General features: G+C 57.2%; 19 protein-coding genes. 10 read left to right on the top strand and 9 right to left on the bottom strand.

Annotated features, from left to right (window positions below):
* Positions 1-2: 2 nt before the first annotated feature.
* On the bottom strand, positions 3-1,142 hold the full coding sequence (locus MWU39_RS02225) for an acyl-CoA dehydrogenase family protein (protein WP_247158344.1): 1,140 nt from the start codon (positions 1,140-1,142) through the stop codon (positions 3-5).
* Positions 1,143-1,225: 83 nt separating this feature from the next.
* A complete protein-coding gene (locus tag MWU39_RS02220; RefSeq protein ID WP_247158343.1) occupies positions 1,226-2,416 on the bottom strand; it encodes an acyl-CoA dehydrogenase family protein in 1,191 nt (396 codons plus the stop codon).
* 234 nt (positions 2,417-2,650) lie between these two features.
* On the opposite strand from MWU39_RS02220, the gene MWU39_RS02215 reads away from it, so the two are divergent.
* The 4 genes from MWU39_RS02215 (at position 2,651) to MWU39_RS02200 (ending at position 7,936) form a co-directional block, all read left to right on the top strand.
* Positions 2,651-4,090 (top strand): MFS transporter, encoded by a 1,440-nt coding sequence (locus tag MWU39_RS02215; protein WP_247158342.1) that lies wholly within the window; start codon positions 2,651-2,653, stop codon positions 4,088-4,090.
* Between the two features lie 96 nt (positions 4,091-4,186).
* Positions 4,187-5,524: an acyl-CoA dehydrogenase family protein gene (locus tag MWU39_RS02210; protein ID WP_247158341.1), complete on the top strand. Its 1,338-nt coding sequence runs from the start codon at positions 4,187-4,189 to the stop codon at positions 5,522-5,524.
* Positions 5,525-5,553: 29 nt separating this feature from the next.
* Positions 5,554-6,642, top strand: coding sequence for a Zn-dependent alcohol dehydrogenase (locus tag MWU39_RS02205; RefSeq protein WP_247158340.1), 1,089 nt, complete (start codon positions 5,554-5,556; stop codon positions 6,640-6,642).
* A 217-nt stretch (positions 6,643-6,859) separates the two neighbouring features.
* Entirely contained in the window at positions 6,860-7,936 is a 1,077-nt protein-coding gene (locus MWU39_RS02200; protein WP_247158339.1) for a phosphotransferase family protein, read from the top strand.
* 7 nt (positions 7,937-7,943) lie between these two features.
* Here the strand turns inward: MWU39_RS02200 and MWU39_RS02195 are convergent, their stop codons facing one another.
* Positions 7,944-10,151, bottom strand: a complete 2,208-nt coding sequence (locus tag MWU39_RS02195) for a S8 family peptidase (protein ID WP_247158338.1) — start codon at positions 10,149-10,151, stop codon at positions 7,944-7,946.
* Between the two features lie 411 nt (positions 10,152-10,562).
* Between MWU39_RS02195 and dapD the strand changes: the two genes are divergently transcribed.
* The 4 genes from dapD to MWU39_RS02175 all read left to right on the top strand — a co-directional run bounded on the left by dapD (position 10,563) and on the right by MWU39_RS02175 (position 12,103).
* Positions 10,563-11,399 (top strand): 2,3,4,5-tetrahydropyridine-2,6-dicarboxylate N-succinyltransferase, encoded by an 837-nt coding sequence (gene dapD, locus MWU39_RS02190; RefSeq protein ID WP_247158337.1) that lies wholly within the window; start codon positions 10,563-10,565, stop codon positions 11,397-11,399.
* Between the two features lie 61 nt (positions 11,400-11,460).
* On the top strand, positions 11,461-11,613 hold the full coding sequence (locus MWU39_RS02185) for a hypothetical protein (RefSeq protein WP_247158336.1): 153 nt from the start codon (positions 11,461-11,463) through the stop codon (positions 11,611-11,613).
* A 61-nt stretch (positions 11,614-11,674) separates the two neighbouring features.
* Positions 11,675-11,908: a DUF2945 domain-containing protein gene (locus MWU39_RS02180; protein WP_247158335.1), complete on the top strand. Its 234-nt coding sequence runs from the start codon at positions 11,675-11,677 to the stop codon at positions 11,906-11,908.
* A gap of 3 nt (positions 11,909-11,911) precedes the next feature.
* Positions 11,912-12,103: a DUF3008 family protein gene (locus MWU39_RS02175; RefSeq protein WP_247158334.1), complete on the top strand. Its 192-nt coding sequence runs from the start codon at positions 11,912-11,914 to the stop codon at positions 12,101-12,103.
* Positions 12,104-12,121: 18 nt separating this feature from the next.
* Here the strand turns inward: MWU39_RS02175 and MWU39_RS02170 are convergent, their stop codons facing one another.
* Positions 12,122-13,426, bottom strand: coding sequence for a dipeptidase (locus MWU39_RS02170; protein ID WP_247158333.1), 1,305 nt, complete (start codon positions 13,424-13,426; stop codon positions 12,122-12,124).
* Between the two features lie 101 nt (positions 13,427-13,527).
* Here MWU39_RS02170 and MWU39_RS02165 point away from each other — a divergent pair, with 101 nt between their 5' ends.
* Positions 13,528-13,941: a DoxX family protein gene (locus tag MWU39_RS02165; RefSeq protein ID WP_247160284.1), complete on the top strand. Its 414-nt coding sequence runs from the start codon at positions 13,528-13,530 to the stop codon at positions 13,939-13,941.
* 77 nt (positions 13,942-14,018) lie between these two features.
* Here the strand turns inward: MWU39_RS02165 and MWU39_RS02160 are convergent, their stop codons facing one another.
* Together MWU39_RS02160 and MWU39_RS02155 are read right to left on the bottom strand one after the other, a co-directional pair.
* Positions 14,019-14,270 (bottom strand): SWIB/MDM2 domain-containing protein, encoded by a 252-nt coding sequence (locus tag MWU39_RS02160; protein ID WP_247158332.1) that lies wholly within the window; start codon positions 14,268-14,270, stop codon positions 14,019-14,021.
* 26 nt (positions 14,271-14,296) lie between these two features.
* A complete protein-coding gene (locus MWU39_RS02155) occupies positions 14,297-14,890 on the bottom strand; it encodes a YbhB/YbcL family Raf kinase inhibitor-like protein (protein ID WP_247158331.1) in 594 nt (197 codons plus the stop codon).
* A 258-nt stretch (positions 14,891-15,148) separates the two neighbouring features.
* Between MWU39_RS02155 and MWU39_RS02150 the strand changes: the two genes are divergently transcribed.
* Positions 15,149-16,621, top strand: coding sequence for a S41 family peptidase (locus MWU39_RS02150; RefSeq protein WP_247158330.1), 1,473 nt, complete (start codon positions 15,149-15,151; stop codon positions 16,619-16,621).
* Between the two features lie 126 nt (positions 16,622-16,747).
* Here the strand turns inward: MWU39_RS02150 and MWU39_RS02145 are convergent, their stop codons facing one another.
* The 3 genes from MWU39_RS02145 to MWU39_RS02135 all read right to left on the bottom strand — a co-directional run bounded on the left by MWU39_RS02145 (position 16,748) and on the right by MWU39_RS02135 (position 18,259).
* Positions 16,748-17,131 carry a hypothetical protein gene (locus MWU39_RS02145; protein WP_247158329.1) on the bottom strand — a complete coding sequence of 128 codons (384 nt, stop codon included), beginning with the start codon at positions 17,129-17,131 and terminating at the stop codon, positions 16,748-16,750.
* Between the two features lie 14 nt (positions 17,132-17,145).
* Positions 17,146-17,592 (bottom strand): hypothetical protein, encoded by a 447-nt coding sequence (locus tag MWU39_RS02140; RefSeq protein ID WP_247158328.1) that lies wholly within the window; start codon positions 17,590-17,592, stop codon positions 17,146-17,148.
* A gap of 85 nt (positions 17,593-17,677) precedes the next feature.
* Entirely contained in the window at positions 17,678-18,259 is a 582-nt protein-coding gene (locus MWU39_RS02135) for a fasciclin domain-containing protein (protein ID WP_247158327.1), read from the bottom strand.
* Positions 18,260-18,322 lie beyond the last annotated feature (63 nt).

The raw sequence follows: 18,322 nt of genomic DNA, 5'->3' as shown, positions 1-18,322 counted from the left end.
GATTAGTACCCGCTCATTTCTGCAACGCGATTGGCGTGGAAATACGCATCGCCGAGGAATTCCTGCAAAGCGCGGTCGCGCTTCATATAAAGGCCAATGTCGTATTCGTCGGTCATGCCGATGCCGCCATGCATCTGCACGCCTTCCTTCACAGCGAGACCTGCAGTCTTGGCGACTTTGGCTTTCGCCACCGAGCTCATCAGTTCGGCTTTTTCGCTGCCACCGTCGAGCAATTGCTGCGCCTTGATCACAGCAGCGCGGGCGATTTCAACCTCTGAATAGAGGTGGCTTGCTCGGTGTTGCAGCGCTTGAAACTCACCGATCAGCTTGCCGAATTGCTTGCGCTGTTTGAGGTAGTCGACGGTGATATCCATCGCGCCGCTGGCAACGCCAACGCCCTCGGCGGCAGCGCCAATCCGGCCTGCGGTGAGCATCGCATTGAGCACTTCGCGCCCGCCATCAACCTCGCCGATCACCGCGTCACCGTCCAGCTCGACACCGTCAAACTTAGTGTGGGTTGCCATCGAACTGTCGACGAGACGTACGGAATCGTGGCTCATATTTGCTGCGTCTTTCGGCACAGCAAACAGAGTGATGCCATCATCGTCTTCATCGCTGCCGCTGGTGCGGGCCGCGACGACCAGCATATCAGCGCTCGCGCCCTGGATAACGAAGCTTTTCGAGCCGCTGAGTTTGAACCCGTTGCCCGATTTTTCGGCGCGAGTGGTGATGCGGCTCGGGCGGTGTTTCGGCGTTTCATCGATGGCGACGGCAAACACGCTGTCTCCTTCAATCAGACCCGGCAGGTAGCGACCTTTGAGGTCATTCGAACCGTGCTTGAGCGCGGTCGCTGCCAGAACCGAAGACGTAAGAAACGGCGACGGTGTCAGATTACGACCAATCTCTTCGAGCACGATGCCCGCCTCGACATGACCCATGCCAAGCCCGCCATCGTCTTCGCCGACAAGCATGCCAGTAAAGCCCATTTCGGCCATCTGCTTCCAAAGCCCGTGGCCGAAACCATCGGGGCAATCGCGGTCGCGCCAATGGCGCAGTTGATCTTTGATATTGCCTTGTTCGGCCATGAAGCTGGTCGCGGTATCGGCCAGCATCGCCTGATCTTCGTCGTGATAAAGGGGCATATTCCCTTGGTCCTCTTCCGGAATTCGTAGGAGCGGGCCGCCCTCGTTTGCGCGGGGCGACCCTGCTGAAATGGTGTCGCGGCTTAGGAGCCCGGCAGATCGAGAATGCGCTTGGAAATCACGTTCAGCATGACTTCCGACGTGCCGCCTTCGATCGAGTTTGCCTTGGTCCGCAGCCAGTTGCGCGATGGCTTGCCGCCGCTGGTTTCTTCGCTTTCCCATTCGAGACTGCGCGAACCGCCAGCCGACATCATCAGCTCGTGACGGCGCTTGTTCAGCTCGGTGCCGGCATATTTCATCATATTCGGCTGAGCGGGATGCGCCTTGCCAACCTTGATCTCGTCGAGGAATTTCTCACCCATCGCACCGTATGCCAGAGCATCGACATCAAACATGGCGAGTTCGGCGCGCAGCACCGGATCCAGCTCATCGCCGCCTTTGGCAACGTGGCGCGACATGGCCGAACCGACGGTGCCAGTATTGCCGCCATCCGCGCCGGAAATCATCTCGCGCTCATGGCCCAGCAGATATTTCGCAACGTCCCAGCCGCGATTGATTTCACCGACATAGGCAGGGATGCCCTCACCATATGACTTTGGCACCTTCACATCTTCCATGAAAGTTTCGCAGAACGGGGAATTGCCGCTGATCAGTTTGATCGGCTTGGTCGAGCAGCCTTCGCTCGCCGTGTCGAACAGCATGAAGGTGATGCCCTTATACTTGTTCTCTTTGTCTGTGCGGACGAGGCAGAAAATCCAGTCCGCTTGGTCGGCATAGGATGTCCAGACCTTCTGACCGTTGACAACCCAGTGATCGCCTTTGTCTTCGCCATAGGTTTGCAAGCTCACAAGATCGGAGCCGCTGCCCGGCTCCGAATAGCCCTGACACCAGCGGATTTCACCGCGGGCGATCTGACCGAGGAAGTGCTTTTTCTGCTCTTCGGTGCCGAAATGCAGGAGCGCTGGGCCGAGCATCCAGATGCCGAATGAGCTCAATGGAATGCGCGCCTTGATGCGGGTCATTTCCTGACGCAGCACCTTGGCCTCGGCTGGTGAGAGACCCGCGCCGCCATATTCTTTCGGCCAAGCCGGAACAGTGTAGCCTTTGGCGACGCAGGCTTCGAACCATGCTTTCTGCGCATCGTTTTTGAAAGTTGCGCGGCGGCCGCCCCAATAGATGTCTTCCTCATCGCGAACAGGCTCGCGCATTTCGGCGGGGCAGTTCGCCTCCAGCCAGCTGCGGGTTTCTTCGCGGAATGCTTCCAGATCGGACATATGCCGACTCTCCTCTGTGTAATCCCAATTGACGCTTACGTTATGGGAATAACGGGGCTCGCCGCAAGCCAAGAGATTGCGGAATTCTGCGGAGCAGGGATGCCGTAGCGTCAGAACGGTTTCATTTCGCTATGGATTGACGCGGTGGCCAGTGTCCTTAGGTTCGCGGCCAAACATTTGGGAGAGAAATGTGACGGGATTCGGAAGCGCTGTGGCGCAAAAATGGTGCCGCGCATGAGCCTTGTTCAAGGCAAATTGCCGTTGCGGCTAAAGCTGATCCACGGCTTTGGCGCGGTTGCATTCGGTGTGAAAGACACCGGATTTTCGTTTTTCCTGTTGTTTTTCTATAGCCAGGTTTTGGGCATGGATGCGGGCCTTGTCAGTCTCGCATTGCTGCTCGCTTTGCTGGTCGATGCCTTTGTCGACCCGATCATCGGCAACCTGTCAGACCGCACTTACACGCGGTGGGGACGCCGACTTCCGTGGCTTTATGTGGCCCCCATCCCGCTGGCATTCGCGTGGGTGCTGTTGTGGTCTCCGCCGGGCGGTGAAGCGCCAACTTTCTGGGGCTTGTTTGGCATTTGTGTCGTGGTGCGGCTGCTTTTGTCCGCCTGTGAAGTGCCTTCGATATCTCTGCTACCAGAGATCACGTCCGACTATGTCGAGCGCACAACCTTGTTCCGGTTCCGATACCTTTCGGGCTGGCTGGGCGGCATTCTGATGATGATCATCGGCTATGGCTTCCTGTTCACCGGAGAAAGTGGGCTGCTCGATCAGTCAGGCTACATTCCGTTCGGAATTATCGGCGCGATATTGATGGTTATATCTGTGATGGGATCGGCACTGGGCCAGCACAAGCTGGTTGCCAATCTTCCGCTTAACAAACCTGCGCCCTTTTCGATCAAGGCATGCTTCTCCGAGATTTTCGAAGCATTCAGCGAGAAGGCTTTCCTGTTCTTCGCTGCGGGCGGACTCGCCGCCTATATCAGCCAGGGGCTCAACTTTTCACTGTCGAACTATCTCAACGTCTTCGTCTGGCGGCTCGACGCAACACCGCTGCCCGGCCTTCCAGACAGCGTGACCGGCCTTAGCATCTATCCGCTGATTCTGTTCCTATCTGTCGTCCTGATGTTCAACATCGTGGGTCCGATGCACAATCGCTTTGGCAAGCCCAAGAGCGCCGCGATCGGGGCGGTGGCGAGCACGATTCTGGTGCTGTTGCCGTATTCGGCGCTGCTGCTGGGTTTCTGGCCGGAACCGGGCTCTCTGTCGTCCTTGGGGCTGATATTCGTACTACTGATCGTCGGCAATGCGCTGGGAATTGTGGTGATGGTGTCGGCATCCTCGATGATCGCAGAGATCGTGGAAGCGCACCTCGAACGCACAGGCGTACGGGCCGAAGGAGCGTTCTATTCAGGCAATTGGCTGGTTCAAAAGTGCGCCACTGGCGTTGGCATCTTTTTGAGCGGGCAATTCCTAAGCCTCGCCTCGTTTACATCCGACGTTACCCCGGAAACGGTCGCTCCTGCCGTGATCGACAATTTGATCATACTCTACGCAGTGACCACCGCCGTTCTGATGTTGATTGCGGGGTACTGGTTGGGTCGCTTCCCGATCACCCGCGAAGATCACGAAGCGCGAATTGCCGCGATGGCATCGAAGCCAGCCGAATGATTTAAGCAAAATGAGAACTTGGCGCAGCCTGCGCGAAGTGCCACGGTCACTCGCAACAGATTCGATTTCAAAAAGAGACTAGAGAGGAAAACCCCCATGGATTTTCAACCAACCGAACGTCAGGTCTATTGGCGCGATCGCGTACGCGATTTCATCGAAACGCATGTTCGCCCGAACATGGACGTTTACAAAGAGCAGGACATGGCGGGTGATCGCTGGAAAGTGATCCAGATCATCGAGGACAAAAAGAAGCTCGCGAAAGAAGCGGGTATCTGGAACCTCTTTATGCCGCCGCGCAATGATGGCCACCACCACGTCGAAGAGACCTTCGAGTTTGAAGGCCCCGGCCTGACCAATCTCGAATACGCTTTGTGTGCCGAAGAAATGGGCCGCATCGGCTGGGCATCGGAAGTGTTCAACTGCTCCGCGCCCGACACCGGCAATATGGAAGTGTTCCACCGCTACGGCACGATCGAGCAAAAGGAACAGTGGCTGCGCCCGATCATGAACGGCGAAATTCGCTCTGCCTTCCTGATGACCGAGCCATTCACCGCTTCATCCGACGCGACCAATATCGAAACCCGGATTGAGCGCGACGGCGATGAATATGTCATCAATGGCCGCAAATGGTGGTCTTCGGGTCTTGGCGATCCGCGTTGCAAAGTCTCCATCGTGATGGGCAAGACCGATCCGACCGCGGGCCGCCATGCTCAGCAGTCTATGCTGCTCATGCCGAACGACGCACCGGGCGTGAACATCATCCGCCACCTGCCGGTGTTCGGATATGACGATGCGCCGCACGGCCATATGGAAGTCGAAATGAAGGACGTCCGCGTCCCGGTAACCAACATGCTGCTGGGCGAAGGTCGTGGTTTCGAGATCGCTCAAGGGCGCCTCGGCCCAGGCCGTATTCATCACTGCATGCGCACCATCGGCGTTGCCGAAGAAGCGCTGGCGAAGATGTGCAAACGTCTTCAAGAACGCGAAGCTTTCGGCAAGCCGATCTACAAGCATTCGGTCTGGGAAGAGCGCGTCGCTCGGGCCCGCATCGATATCGACATGACCCGTCTGCTCTGTCTGAAAGCGGCAGATATGATGGACAAGGTCGGCAACAAATCGGCTAAGCAGGAAATTGCGATGATCAAGGTTCAGGCGCCGAACATGGCTCTGAAAATCATTGATGATGCGATTCAGGCGCATGGCGGCGGCGGCGTGTCGAACGATTATGGCCTCGCCAATGCCTACGCTCACCAGCGTACTCTGCGTCTTGCGGACGGCCCGGATGAAGTTCACGCGCGCTCTATTGCCCGCATGGAATTCGGCAAGCACGTTCCGGAAGCCGGTCCAACAGCCAATGCCCTTCGCGGCGATAGCGGCCGTGCCAGCAACGATAGCGGCAGCATGAGCTCGGGCGATATGGGCGCAACGCGCTAAGCTGCGCGCCTTAGGAGGAGAGGCCTGACATGGCGAAAGCAGCAATTCTGAAAACACCGGGTGAAGGCCTTGAGATCGGCGAGATTGAACTCGCCGATCCCATGCCGCACGAGGTTCTGATCGACACAAAGGCCTGCGGCCTGTGTCATTCTGACCTGCACTTTATTGACGGGCATTACCCCCACGCGCTTCCAGCCGTTCCCGGCCACGAAGCGGCGGGAGTGGTGCGCGCGGTGGGATCAGAAGTGAAAACGGTGAAGCCGGGCGATCATGTCGTCTCCTGCCTGAGCGCGTTCTGCGGAACCTGCGAATTCTGTGTCACAGGCCGTATGGCGCTGTGCCTTGGCGGGGCAACCCGCCGCGGCAAGACGGATGCGCCGCGTCTAACACTGGCAGGCGGTGATCCGCTTAACCAGATGCTGAACCTGTCGGCTTTGTCAGAGCAGATGCTGATCCATGAAAATGCCTGCGTCGCAATCGACAAAGACATGCCGCTGGACCGTGCCGCCGTTATCGGCTGCGCTGTTACAACGGGCGCTGGCACGATCTTCAATGCCTGCGCTGTGACACCGGGCGAGACAGTGCTCGTCGTCGGATGCGGCGGGGTTGGCCTTGCGGCTATTAACGCGGCCAAGATCGCTGGCGCTGGCAAGGTGATTGCCGCCGACCCGCTTCCGGAAAAGCGTGCGCTCGCTGAAACCCTCGGCGCGACCCATACGGTCGATGCTTTGGCGGATGATGCGGCAAAGCAAATCATCGCCATTTCCGGCGGCGGTGTCGATTGGGGTATCGAAGCGGTCGGACGTCAGGCGTCTGCCGACCTCGCGGTCGCTAGTCTACGGCGCGGCGGAACGGCTGTGATCCTCGGCATGATGCCGCTGGATTGCAAAGTCGGCCTTGGCGCGATGGACCTGCTGGGCGGTAAGAAGCTGATGGGCGCGATCATGGGGATGAACCACTTCCCGGTCGACCTCCCTCGCCTTGTCGATTTCTATATGCGCGGTCTGCTTGATCTGGACACGATTATCGCGGAACGGATCAGCCTCGATGATGTGAATGCCGGCTTTGATAAGATGCGCGGCGGCAGCCATGCACGCAGCGTGGTGATGTTCGACTAAGGCGCGATAGCTGACCTGTCCTACAGCCAGTGAATTGGGTAGAACCGATGTCATCGGCGATTGGAACAAGATCAGCGCGCTTTATGGAAAGTCACAAACTGGCAGGCGATCGCGGCGATAAGCGGCGGTAATAAAACGGTTTCGCGTGGAAAGTCACATATTCCGGAGCTCCGGTTTGTGTCACCCACGCAGCGTAAAACAGACGGGAATAGGTAGAATGAGCGAGATCGATTTCGACAAGGAAATGGTTGGCACAGTTGAAGTGCCAGAGGCCGACAAGCTGGATATGGACAAGCTGACGGCATGGTTTGAAGCCAATGTCGAAGGGTTCGAAGGCCCGATCAGCTACACCAAATTCAAGGGCGGACAGTCGAACCCGACCTACAAGATCGAAACGCCGTCTACGAATTATGTGCTACGCCGCCAACCATTCGGCAAATTGCTGCCAAGCGCACACGCGGTTGACCGCGAATACAAAGCGATGACAGGCCTGTACCCAACGGGCTTTCCGGTTCCAAAGACATACGGGCTTTGTGAAGACCCCGAAGTGTTGGGCTCCAAATTTTTCGTGATGAGCATGGCCGATGGCCGCTCGCTCTGGAACGGCGCGCTGCCGAACAGCTCTCCGACTGAACGCCGCGAGCTTTACAACGCCCTGATTGATACGATTGCCGACATGCATCTCAACAAGCCCGATGAAATCGGTCTGGGCGATTATGGCAAGCCGACCGACTATTGCGCGCGGCAAATCTCGCGCTGGTCAAAGCAGTATAAACTCTCCGAAACCGAGCATATGCCGGATATGGAAAGGCTGATCGAATGGCTGCCGCAAACCATCCCGCCGCAGCACGAAAGCAGCGTCGTTCACGGCGATTATCGCCTCGATAATGTGATCTTTCACAAGACAGAAAACCGCGTGATTGCGGTGCTCGATTGGGAGCTTTCGACGCTCGGTGATCCGATTGCCGATTTCAGCTATCTGATGCTCAACTGGTTCCAGCCGTCCGACGATGGCCGTGCCGGTCTGCTCGGTCTCAATCTCGAAGAGCTGGGCATTCCTACCGTCGAAGAGGCGGTTGAACGCTATGTCACACGCACCGGCTATCCGGTGCCGCCGATGGATTGGTACTTCGCGTATAATCTGTTCCGTCTCGCGGGCATTATGCAGGGTATCAAGAAGCGGGTTATCGATGGCACGGCGTCGTCAGCGCACGCCAAAGCGATGAGCGACCGTGTGGCTCCATTGGTCGAGCGGGCAGCGCAGTTTGCCCGCGCCGCCGGAATGCCCGACTGACCAAGAGCTAGAACGAAGCGGAGAAGCTTACGAGCGCGCCCATATCGTCGGGTGCGCTTGCAACGTGGCCAGGCTCGCTACGGTAGAACACGCTGGCGCGCGCATAGCCGATAAACAACGGAGAGCCCCATGTGAGCTCGCCCATCATTTCGCGCCCTTCAGGAGAGAGCGAAAGCGTCTGGCGGCCAATGATCGGTGTTTCTGTGGCATAATCATAGGCGACTGGCAGATCGAGATTGAGCCCGCCGCCGCTAACCCGCAATGGCTGGCTCATACGGAAACCAATAGCGTCACCGCTTGCGAATGTGCTCCGACGCGTCAGATCAAGCGACCACGCCTGCGATTGCAATTGCGAACCGCTGCCCAGCAAGTCACCTCCGGTCGGGCGGGTAAAGCCTGCCCTGCCCGATGCTCCCAGCCGCCAGTTCGGCGCAAAGCGCCACGCAGCATCGCCATCAAGGAACAATGTATCGGCACCGCGCAAACCGAAAGCAGAATTGAAATGTCCGCCCAGCAGCGTCTCTTCTTCGGAAAGCCAGGTCAGCGCGACATTTGTGTCGAGCGCGCCAAAGCTGCGATCCGCCGCGATCCCGAAGGTGGACGTTGGCCTGCGCTCACGCACACCAAACACGACATCTCCGGCGCGGCGATTGTCGCCAAGCCAAGCATTCCCGCTTTCGGCTGAAACCGTCAGTCCCCAAGGCCCGATCTCTCGGCGTGCGGCAAATGAGACGTCACTGCTGGCAAGAAAGCCGCTATCATTGCCAGCTTGCGGGGCAATTGCGAATGCTGCGCGATCAGAACCCTGCAATTGGCCAACCAAGCCTTTCGATCCTTGCGCGATCGCAAAACCAAGCTGGAGGTCAGGCGATATCCGCGCCGCAACCCGCGCTGCCAAAACGCGCGCACCCAGCGCTTCGTCGGGCGTCAGTTGAAGATCACTCGACCAGCCTAGCCCAGCAGCCCGGTCTCCTTCGCCAACAGTCACAGCCAACGACAAATCACCACCACCGGCTGAGCGAGTGAACCCGTTCTGTTGAACAGCGCTGCGAAGCCGTTGAATTGGTGCAGCGGATTGCGTCTGGCCACCCAAAGCAACGTTATAGGCGCGCTGGTATTCGTCGAGCACGACCGTGCTAAGAGTTGCTCCGGTTAAGGCATCACCCATTGCCGCAGAACCAAGGGCAAAACTGTCGGCCAAAGCCAATGTCTGATTGGTGCCTGCAATACTTGTCGCACCAGACGGAGCGATCGCTGCGGCAATGTCGAGAATGCCGGTGCCAAACACCGCATCCGTTCCTGCATCACCCGCATCACGCGCCGTATCGAGAAGTATCTCGACAATCTCTTGCGCGGTCAGGTTTGGAAATGCCTGGGCCAACAAAGCAACTGCGCCGGAAACTTGCGGAGCGGCAAAACTGGTGCCGGAGAAAACAGTCACGAAACGTTGTCCGTCGACTTCTTCAATGAACAGCTCGCCATCGTCGTAGACGCAGCAAATTCTCTCACCAAAGGCAGTGAGGTATGAAGCGGCGTCATTACCCGCCCGGTTGCTGAAGTCGGAGATTTCGCCTTGGTCATCGACAGAGCCAACAATGATTACATTGCCGTTACCCGCGCGCAGAATACTCGCGCCAAAAGGATCAGGTTGATCGGGATCGATGCCCGGTTCAGATCCGTCACCGCCATTTCCTGCGGCTACAACCACTACAATACCTGCAGTGGTTGCATCTCGAATAGCGCTCAACACCCCTTGAGAAGCAGAACCCCCACCGAGACTGAGGTTGATTACGGTCGCGCCTGCGTCAATCGCAACGCGGATACCGCGAGCAATATCGGAATCGGCCAATGTGCAACCCAGTGTTGGGTCATCCGGCGTATCAGTACCACACGTTCCAACCCCGTCGCCGCGCAACGCGAGCACTTCGGATTCGAATGCAATGCCTACCACTCCGGTGCCATCACGGCCCGCTGCGGCGACTAGCGCCACGTTCGTTCCGTGATCATCTTCTGGGTCGACACCGCGGTTGCTCACGACGTCTTGCGACAAAGGATGAATGCGGCCCGTGAATTCGGGGCTATCGCTATCAATCCCTGTGTCGATCACCGCGATGATCTCGCCATCGCCGGTAAAGCCCTGACGCCATGCGTCATCTGCTCCGTGAAATGCCGGACCGTCGGACCTCCGAAATTCCGCCGTATCGATATTCGTCACCGGAGGAGGTGGCGGCGGCGGGGGAGGAGGGGGAGGCGGCGGCGGTGGCGGTGGCGGTGGCGGTGGCGGGGGAGGTGGTGGCGGGACCGACGAAATCGGTGTTCCCGGTGTGCCTCCGCCGCCGCATGCGCTCAAGGCGATACAGGCGGAGGCCGCGACCGCAGCTTTGCCAACGACCGTCCAATTAACGGGGGACTTGGGATCTGGTGAAGACGACGACGTGTTCGAAGGGGACTTCGGCATAATTATGATCTCTCTCAAAATCCCCCTAGGCCACAAACACTAAGCGATGGTAACGCACAAAGACAAGTCGACAATTTCATCATTGTTGCGAATAGCAATCGGCTTGTGACATTTGCATTGCACGGCTAGCAGCACGCCAAAGCTAAATTCCGAATTGCCAGAGGACCTATGACCGAGACATTGATCGCCGACATTGAGACAGCTTGGGACAACCGCGCCGAGATCACACCAGGTAGCGAAGTGCGCCACGCTGTGAGCGAGGCTTTGGCCATGTTGGACGACGGCAAAGCACGCGTTGCCGAACCAGACGGCAATGGCGGGTGGCGCGTCAATCAATGGCTCAAGAAGGCAGTTTTGTTGTCTTTCCGATTGCGCGACAACGGCGTGATGGAAGGCGCATCTGCTGGCGAGGCAGCGTTCGACAAGGTGCCGAACAAGTTTGCCGGATGGGGTGACAATCGGTTCCGCGAAGCCGGCTTCCGGGTTGTTCCGGGCGCCGTTGCGCGGCGTGGCAGCTTTATTGGCAAAGGCGTCGTGCTCATGCCAAGTTTTGTAAATATCGGCGCCTATGTCGATGAAGGAACGATGGTCGACACTTGGGCCACGGTCGGATCATGCGCGCAAATCGGAAAGAACGTGCACATTTCTGGCGGCGCGGGGATTGGCGGCGTTCTTGAGCCGCTTCAGGCGGAACCGGTAATCATCGGCGATGGCGCCTTTATCGGCGCGCGCAGCGAAGTGGCGGAAGGCGTTCGTGTTGGCGAAGGCGCTGTTCTTTCCATGGGTGTCTATCTGGGCGCGTCGACCAAGATCGTCGATCGCGCTACAGGCGAGATCCATATGGGTGAAGTTCCACCTTATGCTGTCGTTGTTCCGGGCTCACTGCCCGGCAAACCGCTCCCTGATGGCACTCCGGGTCCATCACTCTATTGCGCGGTAATCGTGAAGACCGTTGATGCGCAAACCCGCTCAAAAACCGGAATTAATGAGCTGCTGCGCGATTAGTCTGGAACGAGGCCACAAGACCAACGTTGAGTAAGATATATCGGAATTCACGGAGGGTATAATGGTCGACAACAACGAAGAAATTCACATCGAAGACGAAGACGCGCGCGCAGGTCAAACGACGGGGCATATGCGTTATGTGCTCGGCATAGGTCTTGTAATCGCAATTATCGCCATGAGCGTAATCTGGATTATCCCCGCTCTCTCTAACTAATCTTGGCGGGAACATCTTCTGCTGATCAAGCATTACTTCTGTAGATTTACAGGAGACAATGATGAGCAATTCCAACAGCTTCCAGACCAATCAGTATGTCAAATGGAACTGGGGAAACGGTGAAGGCAAGGGCCAGATCACCGACCGATTTGAAAAAGACATCACCCGGACCTTGCAGGGCACCGAAGTTACGAAGAACGGTGACAGTGACAATCCCGCCTATTTGATCAAACAGGAAGACGGAGATGAGGTTCTCAAGCGGGGCAGCGAGCTGTCCGCCTGGGACAAAGACTGAGCCGTGGCCAAAGCAGAAAGCAAAGCGCAGCAGAAAGCTGCTGGAGCAGCCTTATCCGCCAAACGCGGCGAAACTGACAAGTCCGATCTTGAAGGCGCGTCGATTGCGATGTTCGAAAGCATGACCGAGAAAGAACTGGAGGAAATGGCCTCCACCTCTCACGACGATCTGCCTGAGACGGCCGAGAGCGGCTGACATCAAGGCGCCGCGTGTTTAGTCGCCGGTTTCGAGAATACTCTCGATTGGCGGCTGATCGGCAACGCGCGAAGCGTATTGCTCTGCCTCGCGCAGAACGCGGATTGCGTTACGGTTTGAGATCAGCTCCAGCTCGACCTGCGAATATCCACGCCGCGCCAATTCGGCGAACAACGCCGGATACCCGCTGACATCTTCCATTCCAACAGGTCCGGTTGGCATGCCGTCATAATCGGCACCGATGCCGATATATTCCACGCCCGCGACAGCTTTAATGTGATCGACATGATCTGCCATGTGGCTGATCATGGTTTCCGGCTCGGGATTGGCAGCATCCCATTCAGCCATCGCCCGCTCCCACACATCAGGCTGTCCGCCAAACAATGACTTTTGACGTGCTACCTCGGCTTCGCGCGTTGCGTACCATTGCCGGCGCTCGTCGTTGAGAAAGCCGGGCAGGCCGACCACCATCACAATACCGCCATTCTCAGGCAGCCGGGCGAGTACGCTATCCGGTACATTGCGCGCGTGCCCATTGATTGCACGTGCACCCGAGTGGCTGAAAATCACTGGAGCCTGTGCCACGTCCAGCGCATCCATCATCGCGTCTTCGCTGACATGGCTCAGATCAACGAGCATGCCGATCCGGTTCATTTCGCGGATCACATCCTTGCCGAAGTCGTTCAGGCCGCCATGATCTGGCTCGTCCGTTGCGCTGTCCGCCCAAGGCGTGTTGCGCGAGTGAGTGATGGTCATGTAGCGCGCGCCCAGCGCGTACATCTGGCGCAGCACACCAAGGCTCGACCCGATCGAATGGCCACCCTCCATACCCAGCAGCGATGCAACTTTGCCCGCCGCCATTGCGCTTTCGACTTGGTCAGCGGTCTCTGCATAAGCGAGCGCATCAGGATACCGCGCGATCAGACGCTTCATCACGTCGATCTGCTCCATCGTCATTTGAACCGCTTCCGGTTCGCTCAGGCTCGTGGGGACATAGACAGACCAATATTGCGCGCCGACCTTGCCCTCTGCCAAGCGCGCCAGATCGGTATGCATCACCCGTCCTTGAGGATGGGTGTCGCCAATCTCAAGCGTATCGGCAAAGTCGAAATCGTTGATCTGATTGTCGAACCGCGCGCGCAGCTGGATCGGAACGTCGTTATGACCATCGAACACAGGAGCGGCATCAAGCGCGGCATTTGCCGTTATGACTGCCTGATCGGTCTCCACTACCGAAGCGATATCCTCCTCAACACTTTGCGCAGACGCAGAGGCGGCGAGACAGGTTGCGATGGCGGCGAGCGAAAGAGCGCGATAGTGCATGAAAACTGGTACTCTCGGTGAGTGGGCACAAAGGATTTGAACGTGGCCAACAGTGATAGCGCGGACAAATGGATCGAACAATCGCATCTGGAGCAGCAAAGATGATCAAGCTCGCGATGCGTCTCATCCTCGCTCTTCTCTATGCGTCTGCCGGCTACCTGCATCTGGTCTGGCCGGAGCCGTTTCTGGCTATCACTCCGAACTGGGTGCCGCATCGCGGCGCAGTCATATGGTGGACCGGCTTTGCCGAAATCCTCGGTGCGGTCGGATTGCTGCAACCATTTTCAAAGCAATTGCGTCAGGCCGCGGGCATCGCACTTGCCGCATATGCGCTGTGCGTATGGCCCGCCAACATCAATCATTTCACTATGGATATGGCCCGAGAAGATGGCGGGCTTGGCCTTGGCTATCACGTACCGCGTATGATCGCGCAGCCGATTATCATCTGGCTTTCGCTATGGGTTGGCGAAGTGGTCGGCCCGCATGCCAAACCCCAAAACAGTATTGAGCTTTAGCGCACCAAAAAAAGAAGCGGCGCGAACTCTTCCGAGCCGCGCCGCTGCATTCGATCATCTCTTACGAGAGGATGAACTTAGGTGAGGTGCTTAGAAACAGCAGCCGTCATCTTGAACATCGAGATCTGGTCTTTGCCGATCACAGCGCCAAGCTTGGCATCTGGATTGATCTGACGCTTGTCTTTGGAATCCTGCAGGCTGTTTGCCTTGATGTATTCCCAGACCTTTGAAGTAACCTGAGCGCGTGTCATCGGGCCTTTGCCGATTACGTTCTCGAGGTCGCCTGAAAGTGTCACTGGTTTCTGCAGTGCGTTGGTCTTGCCAGCCATGGTATTCTCCCTTTTATGATGGCAGTTTAGTCAAGTTCTTCATCTTCCCATGCCATCCCGTCATCGGCTTCGATACCGGTGAAAGGTGCCGTCAGAACCGCGCAAGCTGTGACGGTGCCTTTCAGCATCGTCATCAGATCGTCACGGCTAGCGCCGGGCATAAGAGTGAGCGGAAGGTCGGTAGCGAAAAGCTGGAACACGTAGTTGCGTGTTTCGCCGACTGGTGGGTCGGGCAGCAGCCATTCGGAATTTCCAAGGTGGTTCTTGCCAGCGCGCGGCGGCACTTCACCTTCAAGCAACTTGCCGCGCTGCGCGCCGAGGCCCCAAACGAGCCAGTGGCATTGCGGCTTGTCGCCGGCAGTTGTGGCGTCCTCAACGATGAGCACCACTTCCTGAGAGCCAGGAGGCGGCGCGGTCCATTCGAGCGGCGGCGCAACCGCGTCTTCTTCTTTCGCGGTGAAGCACGGATCAAGTTCTTCGCCAGCGTCAAAAGCAGGACTCGAAAGCGCGAAGCCTCCGCGCCCGAACGAGCGTTTATCACCCAGCGACGCGATTGCGAGGCCAGGATGGCGCGCAGCGGCCGGCAGGCCTGAAACAAGCCAATCGGGAAGGTCAGTCATGATTCTGTCTTTCCATGTCTCTTTTGCTAGTAGGATACGGGGCAGTAAACGAGCCGCGCGGGCTGAAATTACGCTGCTTTCTGAGGAAAACTCGGCAAATTGCGCCGAATTGCATGCAAATTCGCATGATTTTACGCCTTCACCTCGGTTGCGAAGCCCAATCAGCCTTGCGGCTCGGACCGTGGCATTGCATGTTCATGCACCGTTCGGACGCCAAATCTATACCCTAAATTGCTTTACCTCACGGAGTCGCACCCCATGAATATTGGTCGCACCGCCCTCTCTTCAACCCTCGCATTTGCTCTTGTAGCTTGCGGCGGTGGAGGCAGCTCACCTCCTCCGACAAGCGGCGGCCCGACAACGCCTCCTACTACAGCCGGGTGCTCACTCACCGAACAGCTCGACTTTGCCGATGCCGTTCTCAACGAATGGTATCTGTTCCCCAATCTGCTGGACAATAATGTCAGCCGCGCAGGCATCACCGATGTACAGACATATCTGAATGCCCGCGTTGCGCCTGCTCGCGCGCAGGATCGGGACAAGGGCTTTACCTTCGCCACCTCAATCGCGGAGGAAAACGAACTCATCAATTCCGGTGCCAGTGCCGGGTTTGGCATCCGCCTTGCCTATGACACCGTAAACAACCGCGTGTTCCTTCTCGAAGCTTTCGAAAATGGCAATGGATTTGCTGCGGGCATGGACCGCGGAACGGAGTTGCTGCAAATTGGTGAGAGCAGCGGCAACCTAGTGACAGTCTCGTCGCTAATGGCCTCTGGCGGCCCGCAATCGGTGATCAATGCGCTGGGTCCATCCGATCCAGGTGTGTCGCGAGTCATCCGCTTCGCGCAGGTCGGTGGCAATGTCATCGAGCAAACCATCACCAAATCGAGTTTCTCGCTCAATCCGATATCGAACCGATATGGTGCCGTCGTTCTGAATGACGGCGGAAAACAAGTTGGCTATCTTAACTTTCGGACATTCATTGTTGGCACATCAGACCGTCAACTGGCCGATGTTTTTCAGGATTTCAGCAATCAAGGGATTACAGAGTTCATAATCGATTTCCGCTACAATGGTGGCGGTCTGGTTCGGATCGCCGACATGATGGGAGACTTCTTGCGCGGTCCCAACACTGGTCAGGTCTTTAGCGAAACAGTTCTGCGACCGAGCAAATCGAGCGAAAACTCCACGGAATTTTTCGAAAGCACCGGAGGCTTCTTTAATCCAGCAACCGGAGCTCTTGGCTCATCAGAGACTCTCCCGTCGGTCAATCCGATAAAGATCGCATTTATCGGTCGGGTCGGCACAGCCTCAGCAAGCGAACTCGTGATGAACTCTATGATCCCGTATGTCGCGCCAGCAAACCTCGCGCTGATCGGTGACAACACTTCGGGCAAGCCAGTGGGTCAATTCGGATTTGATCTGGATGCGTGCGATTTGCGTATTCGCGCTGTCACCTTCCAAACTAACAATGCCGACGGCCGCGGCGAGTATTTTAGCGGCATGGCAAGTGAAATGCCGAATACCTGCCGGGCCAGCGATGATATCTTCGCCCCTCTAGGCGATGCATCGGAGGCCTCGATTGCAACCGCTCTCGATTTCCTAGGTGGTCGAACATGTACCGCAATCATTGGCGGCCCTGGCCAAGGAATACAGAGTGTCGGCGGACGCGAAATATTGCAGCCGGAGCGTCCAAACGCCGCGCAATTCGAGATACCGGGACTGTTCTAGCGCCTTTTGCGCAAAGGACTAGCGCGAGGACAAGCCGCCCGGCTGGAATATTGACTGGTATTCCAGCCGGGTGCTTTGACACAGGCGTATCTGGATCAAACCCGCATCATACGACGGAAGCCGAGTTTAAGTCTCGCTCGGCCGGGTGATTAAGAAAGCCAAAAAGCCGATGGCGAACACCAAGTCGATAGAAAGAATGATTATTCCCAGAATCCCGCCTTCTCCATTCAGGACTCCTTGCGCCATCAAACCGACAACGCCGAGATTGCCAATCACGCCAGCCCACAAGACTGCAGCATACCGCAGCGGGTTGCGGGCGACGACCGCATAGACAACGCCGAAACAGAATACGAGCAGGCCAATGATGCGTTCGTCGACGCTTGGTACGGGCGCGAGCATGCCGGACAGCCCGATTAAGAAATTGAACAACGCAGCTGACCAGAAAAATATTGGCCAGAATGAGCCGATTTCATTTCGGCCTACGGGTGCACCCAACCTGCCTTCATTCATAAGTCACTGTTCCCCTAAACGGGTTCGTCACTGGTGTAACCGCACCCGAAAAGGGTTGCATCGCCAAGTGAGACTGTCGCCGTGTACGGATAGGTATTGTCACTCATCGTATCGTTGCAATCTCCCGGTGTCAGGGCGATCTGCAGCGCAGCGCCATCAAGCTCACCCGAGAAACCCAGCCCGTTATTCCCGGCAAAGCGTGTCACTTCGATAGCCATTCCGTCGATGTTCTCAGGCGTCGAATAGGTCGCAACATACCCTGTGCCCTTGGGTTCGATCTCAATGCCCCAGAATGGTTCATTGCCAAGCAGATTGATCGTCGCCTCGGCGTCGATGCCAGCAAATACTTCGCCGCCTTCATCGATACCGTCGCTTGTCGAACACGCCGCCAGTGCGCTGCAAGCCGCAAGCAGGACCAGCTGCGAACGGCAATTGCGGACGAAAATGGTGCTTTGCTTCATCGCCGCCATTTAACGCGGCATGTCCAAAAACGCAAAAGGCGGACCTGAAAAGGCCCGCCTTCGCAATGTCAATTTATCGCTTTGATTATGCTGGCATCAGCACTGTGTCGATAACGTGGATCAACCCGTTTGATGCTTCAACATCGGTCGCGGTCACTGTTGATGTACCGCCAGCCGCGTCCGTCAAAATCACGGCGCCGTCGACCACAGAGGCAGTCAGCTCACCGCCATTGACTGTGGTAATTGTATAGCCGGCTTCGCCAGCTTCCCCGATTGCTGCGGTCAGAGTGGCCGCATCAACTGCGCCTGCAACAACATGATATGTCAGGATGCTACCTAGCGTTTCGGTGTCGTTGGTTGTCAGTTCGGTCAACGTTTCTGCGGGGATCTTGGCAAACGCATCGTTGGTCGGCGCGAATACAGTGAACGGGCCTTCACCCGAGAGCGTTTCGCCAAGGTCAGCGGCGGTGACCGCAGCGACCAATGTCGAAAACGTTTCGTCGCCCTGTGCCACTTCCACGATTGTGCCTGCCGTGGTTGCTTCTGCTGTCATGGCGGTTTCATCCGCAGTCATAGCATCGCTGGTTTCCGTGGTTTCTGCTTCCGGAGCACAAGCTGCGAGGGCTAGAGCAATAGTCGATGCGAGTGTGATATTGAGCTTCTTCATGGTATATCCTTGAATTTGCGTTTTTATTCTACGATTAGGCTACGGCGGGGGAGCCGTGGACGC

Origin of the sequence: Erythrobacter sp. F6033 (assembly GCF_023016005.1) — a bacterium.
GTDB lineage: Bacteria > Pseudomonadota > Alphaproteobacteria > Sphingomonadales > Sphingomonadaceae > Erythrobacter.
The sequence above is the reverse complement of the archived record's forward strand: the minus strand, read 5'-3'. Positions and strand labels throughout refer to the sequence as shown.

Coding starts and splice junctions, on each gene's coding strand:
- MWU39_RS02225 (WP_247158344.1), bottom strand. CDS start 1,142: ATGCCCCTTTATCACGACGAAGATCAGGCGATGCTGGCCGATACCGCG.
- MWU39_RS02220 (WP_247158343.1), bottom strand. CDS start 2,416: ATGTCCGATCTGGAAGCATTCCGCGAAGAAACCCGCAGCTGGCTGGAG.
- MWU39_RS02215 (WP_247158342.1), top strand. CDS start 2,651: ATGAGCCTTGTTCAAGGCAAATTGCCGTTGCGGCTAAAGCTGATCCAC.
- MWU39_RS02210 (WP_247158341.1), top strand. CDS start 4,187: ATGGATTTTCAACCAACCGAACGTCAGGTCTATTGGCGCGATCGCGTA.
- MWU39_RS02205 (WP_247158340.1), top strand. CDS start 5,554: ATGGCGAAAGCAGCAATTCTGAAAACACCGGGTGAAGGCCTTGAGATC.
- MWU39_RS02200 (WP_247158339.1), top strand. CDS start 6,860: ATGAGCGAGATCGATTTCGACAAGGAAATGGTTGGCACAGTTGAAGTG.
- dapD (WP_247158337.1), top strand. CDS start 10,563: ATGACCGAGACATTGATCGCCGACATTGAGACAGCTTGGGACAACCGC.
- MWU39_RS02185 (WP_247158336.1), top strand. CDS start 11,461: ATGGTCGACAACAACGAAGAAATTCACATCGAAGACGAAGACGCGCGC.
- MWU39_RS02180 (WP_247158335.1), top strand. CDS start 11,675: ATGAGCAATTCCAACAGCTTCCAGACCAATCAGTATGTCAAATGGAAC.
- MWU39_RS02170 (WP_247158333.1), bottom strand. CDS start 13,426: ATGCACTATCGCGCTCTTTCGCTCGCCGCCATCGCAACCTGTCTCGCC.
- MWU39_RS02165 (WP_247160284.1), top strand. CDS start 13,528: ATGATCAAGCTCGCGATGCGTCTCATCCTCGCTCTTCTCTATGCGTCT.
- MWU39_RS02160 (WP_247158332.1), bottom strand. CDS start 14,270: ATGGCTGGCAAGACCAACGCACTGCAGAAACCAGTGACACTTTCAGGC.
- MWU39_RS02155 (WP_247158331.1), bottom strand. CDS start 14,890: ATGACTGACCTTCCCGATTGGCTTGTTTCAGGCCTGCCGGCCGCTGCG.
- MWU39_RS02150 (WP_247158330.1), top strand. CDS start 15,149: ATGAATATTGGTCGCACCGCCCTCTCTTCAACCCTCGCATTTGCTCTT.
- MWU39_RS02145 (WP_247158329.1), bottom strand. CDS start 17,131: ATGAATGAAGGCAGGTTGGGTGCACCCGTAGGCCGAAATGAAATCGGC.
- MWU39_RS02140 (WP_247158328.1), bottom strand. CDS start 17,592: ATGAAGCAAAGCACCATTTTCGTCCGCAATTGCCGTTCGCAGCTGGTC.
- MWU39_RS02135 (WP_247158327.1), bottom strand. CDS start 18,259: ATGAAGAAGCTCAATATCACACTCGCATCGACTATTGCTCTAGCCCTC.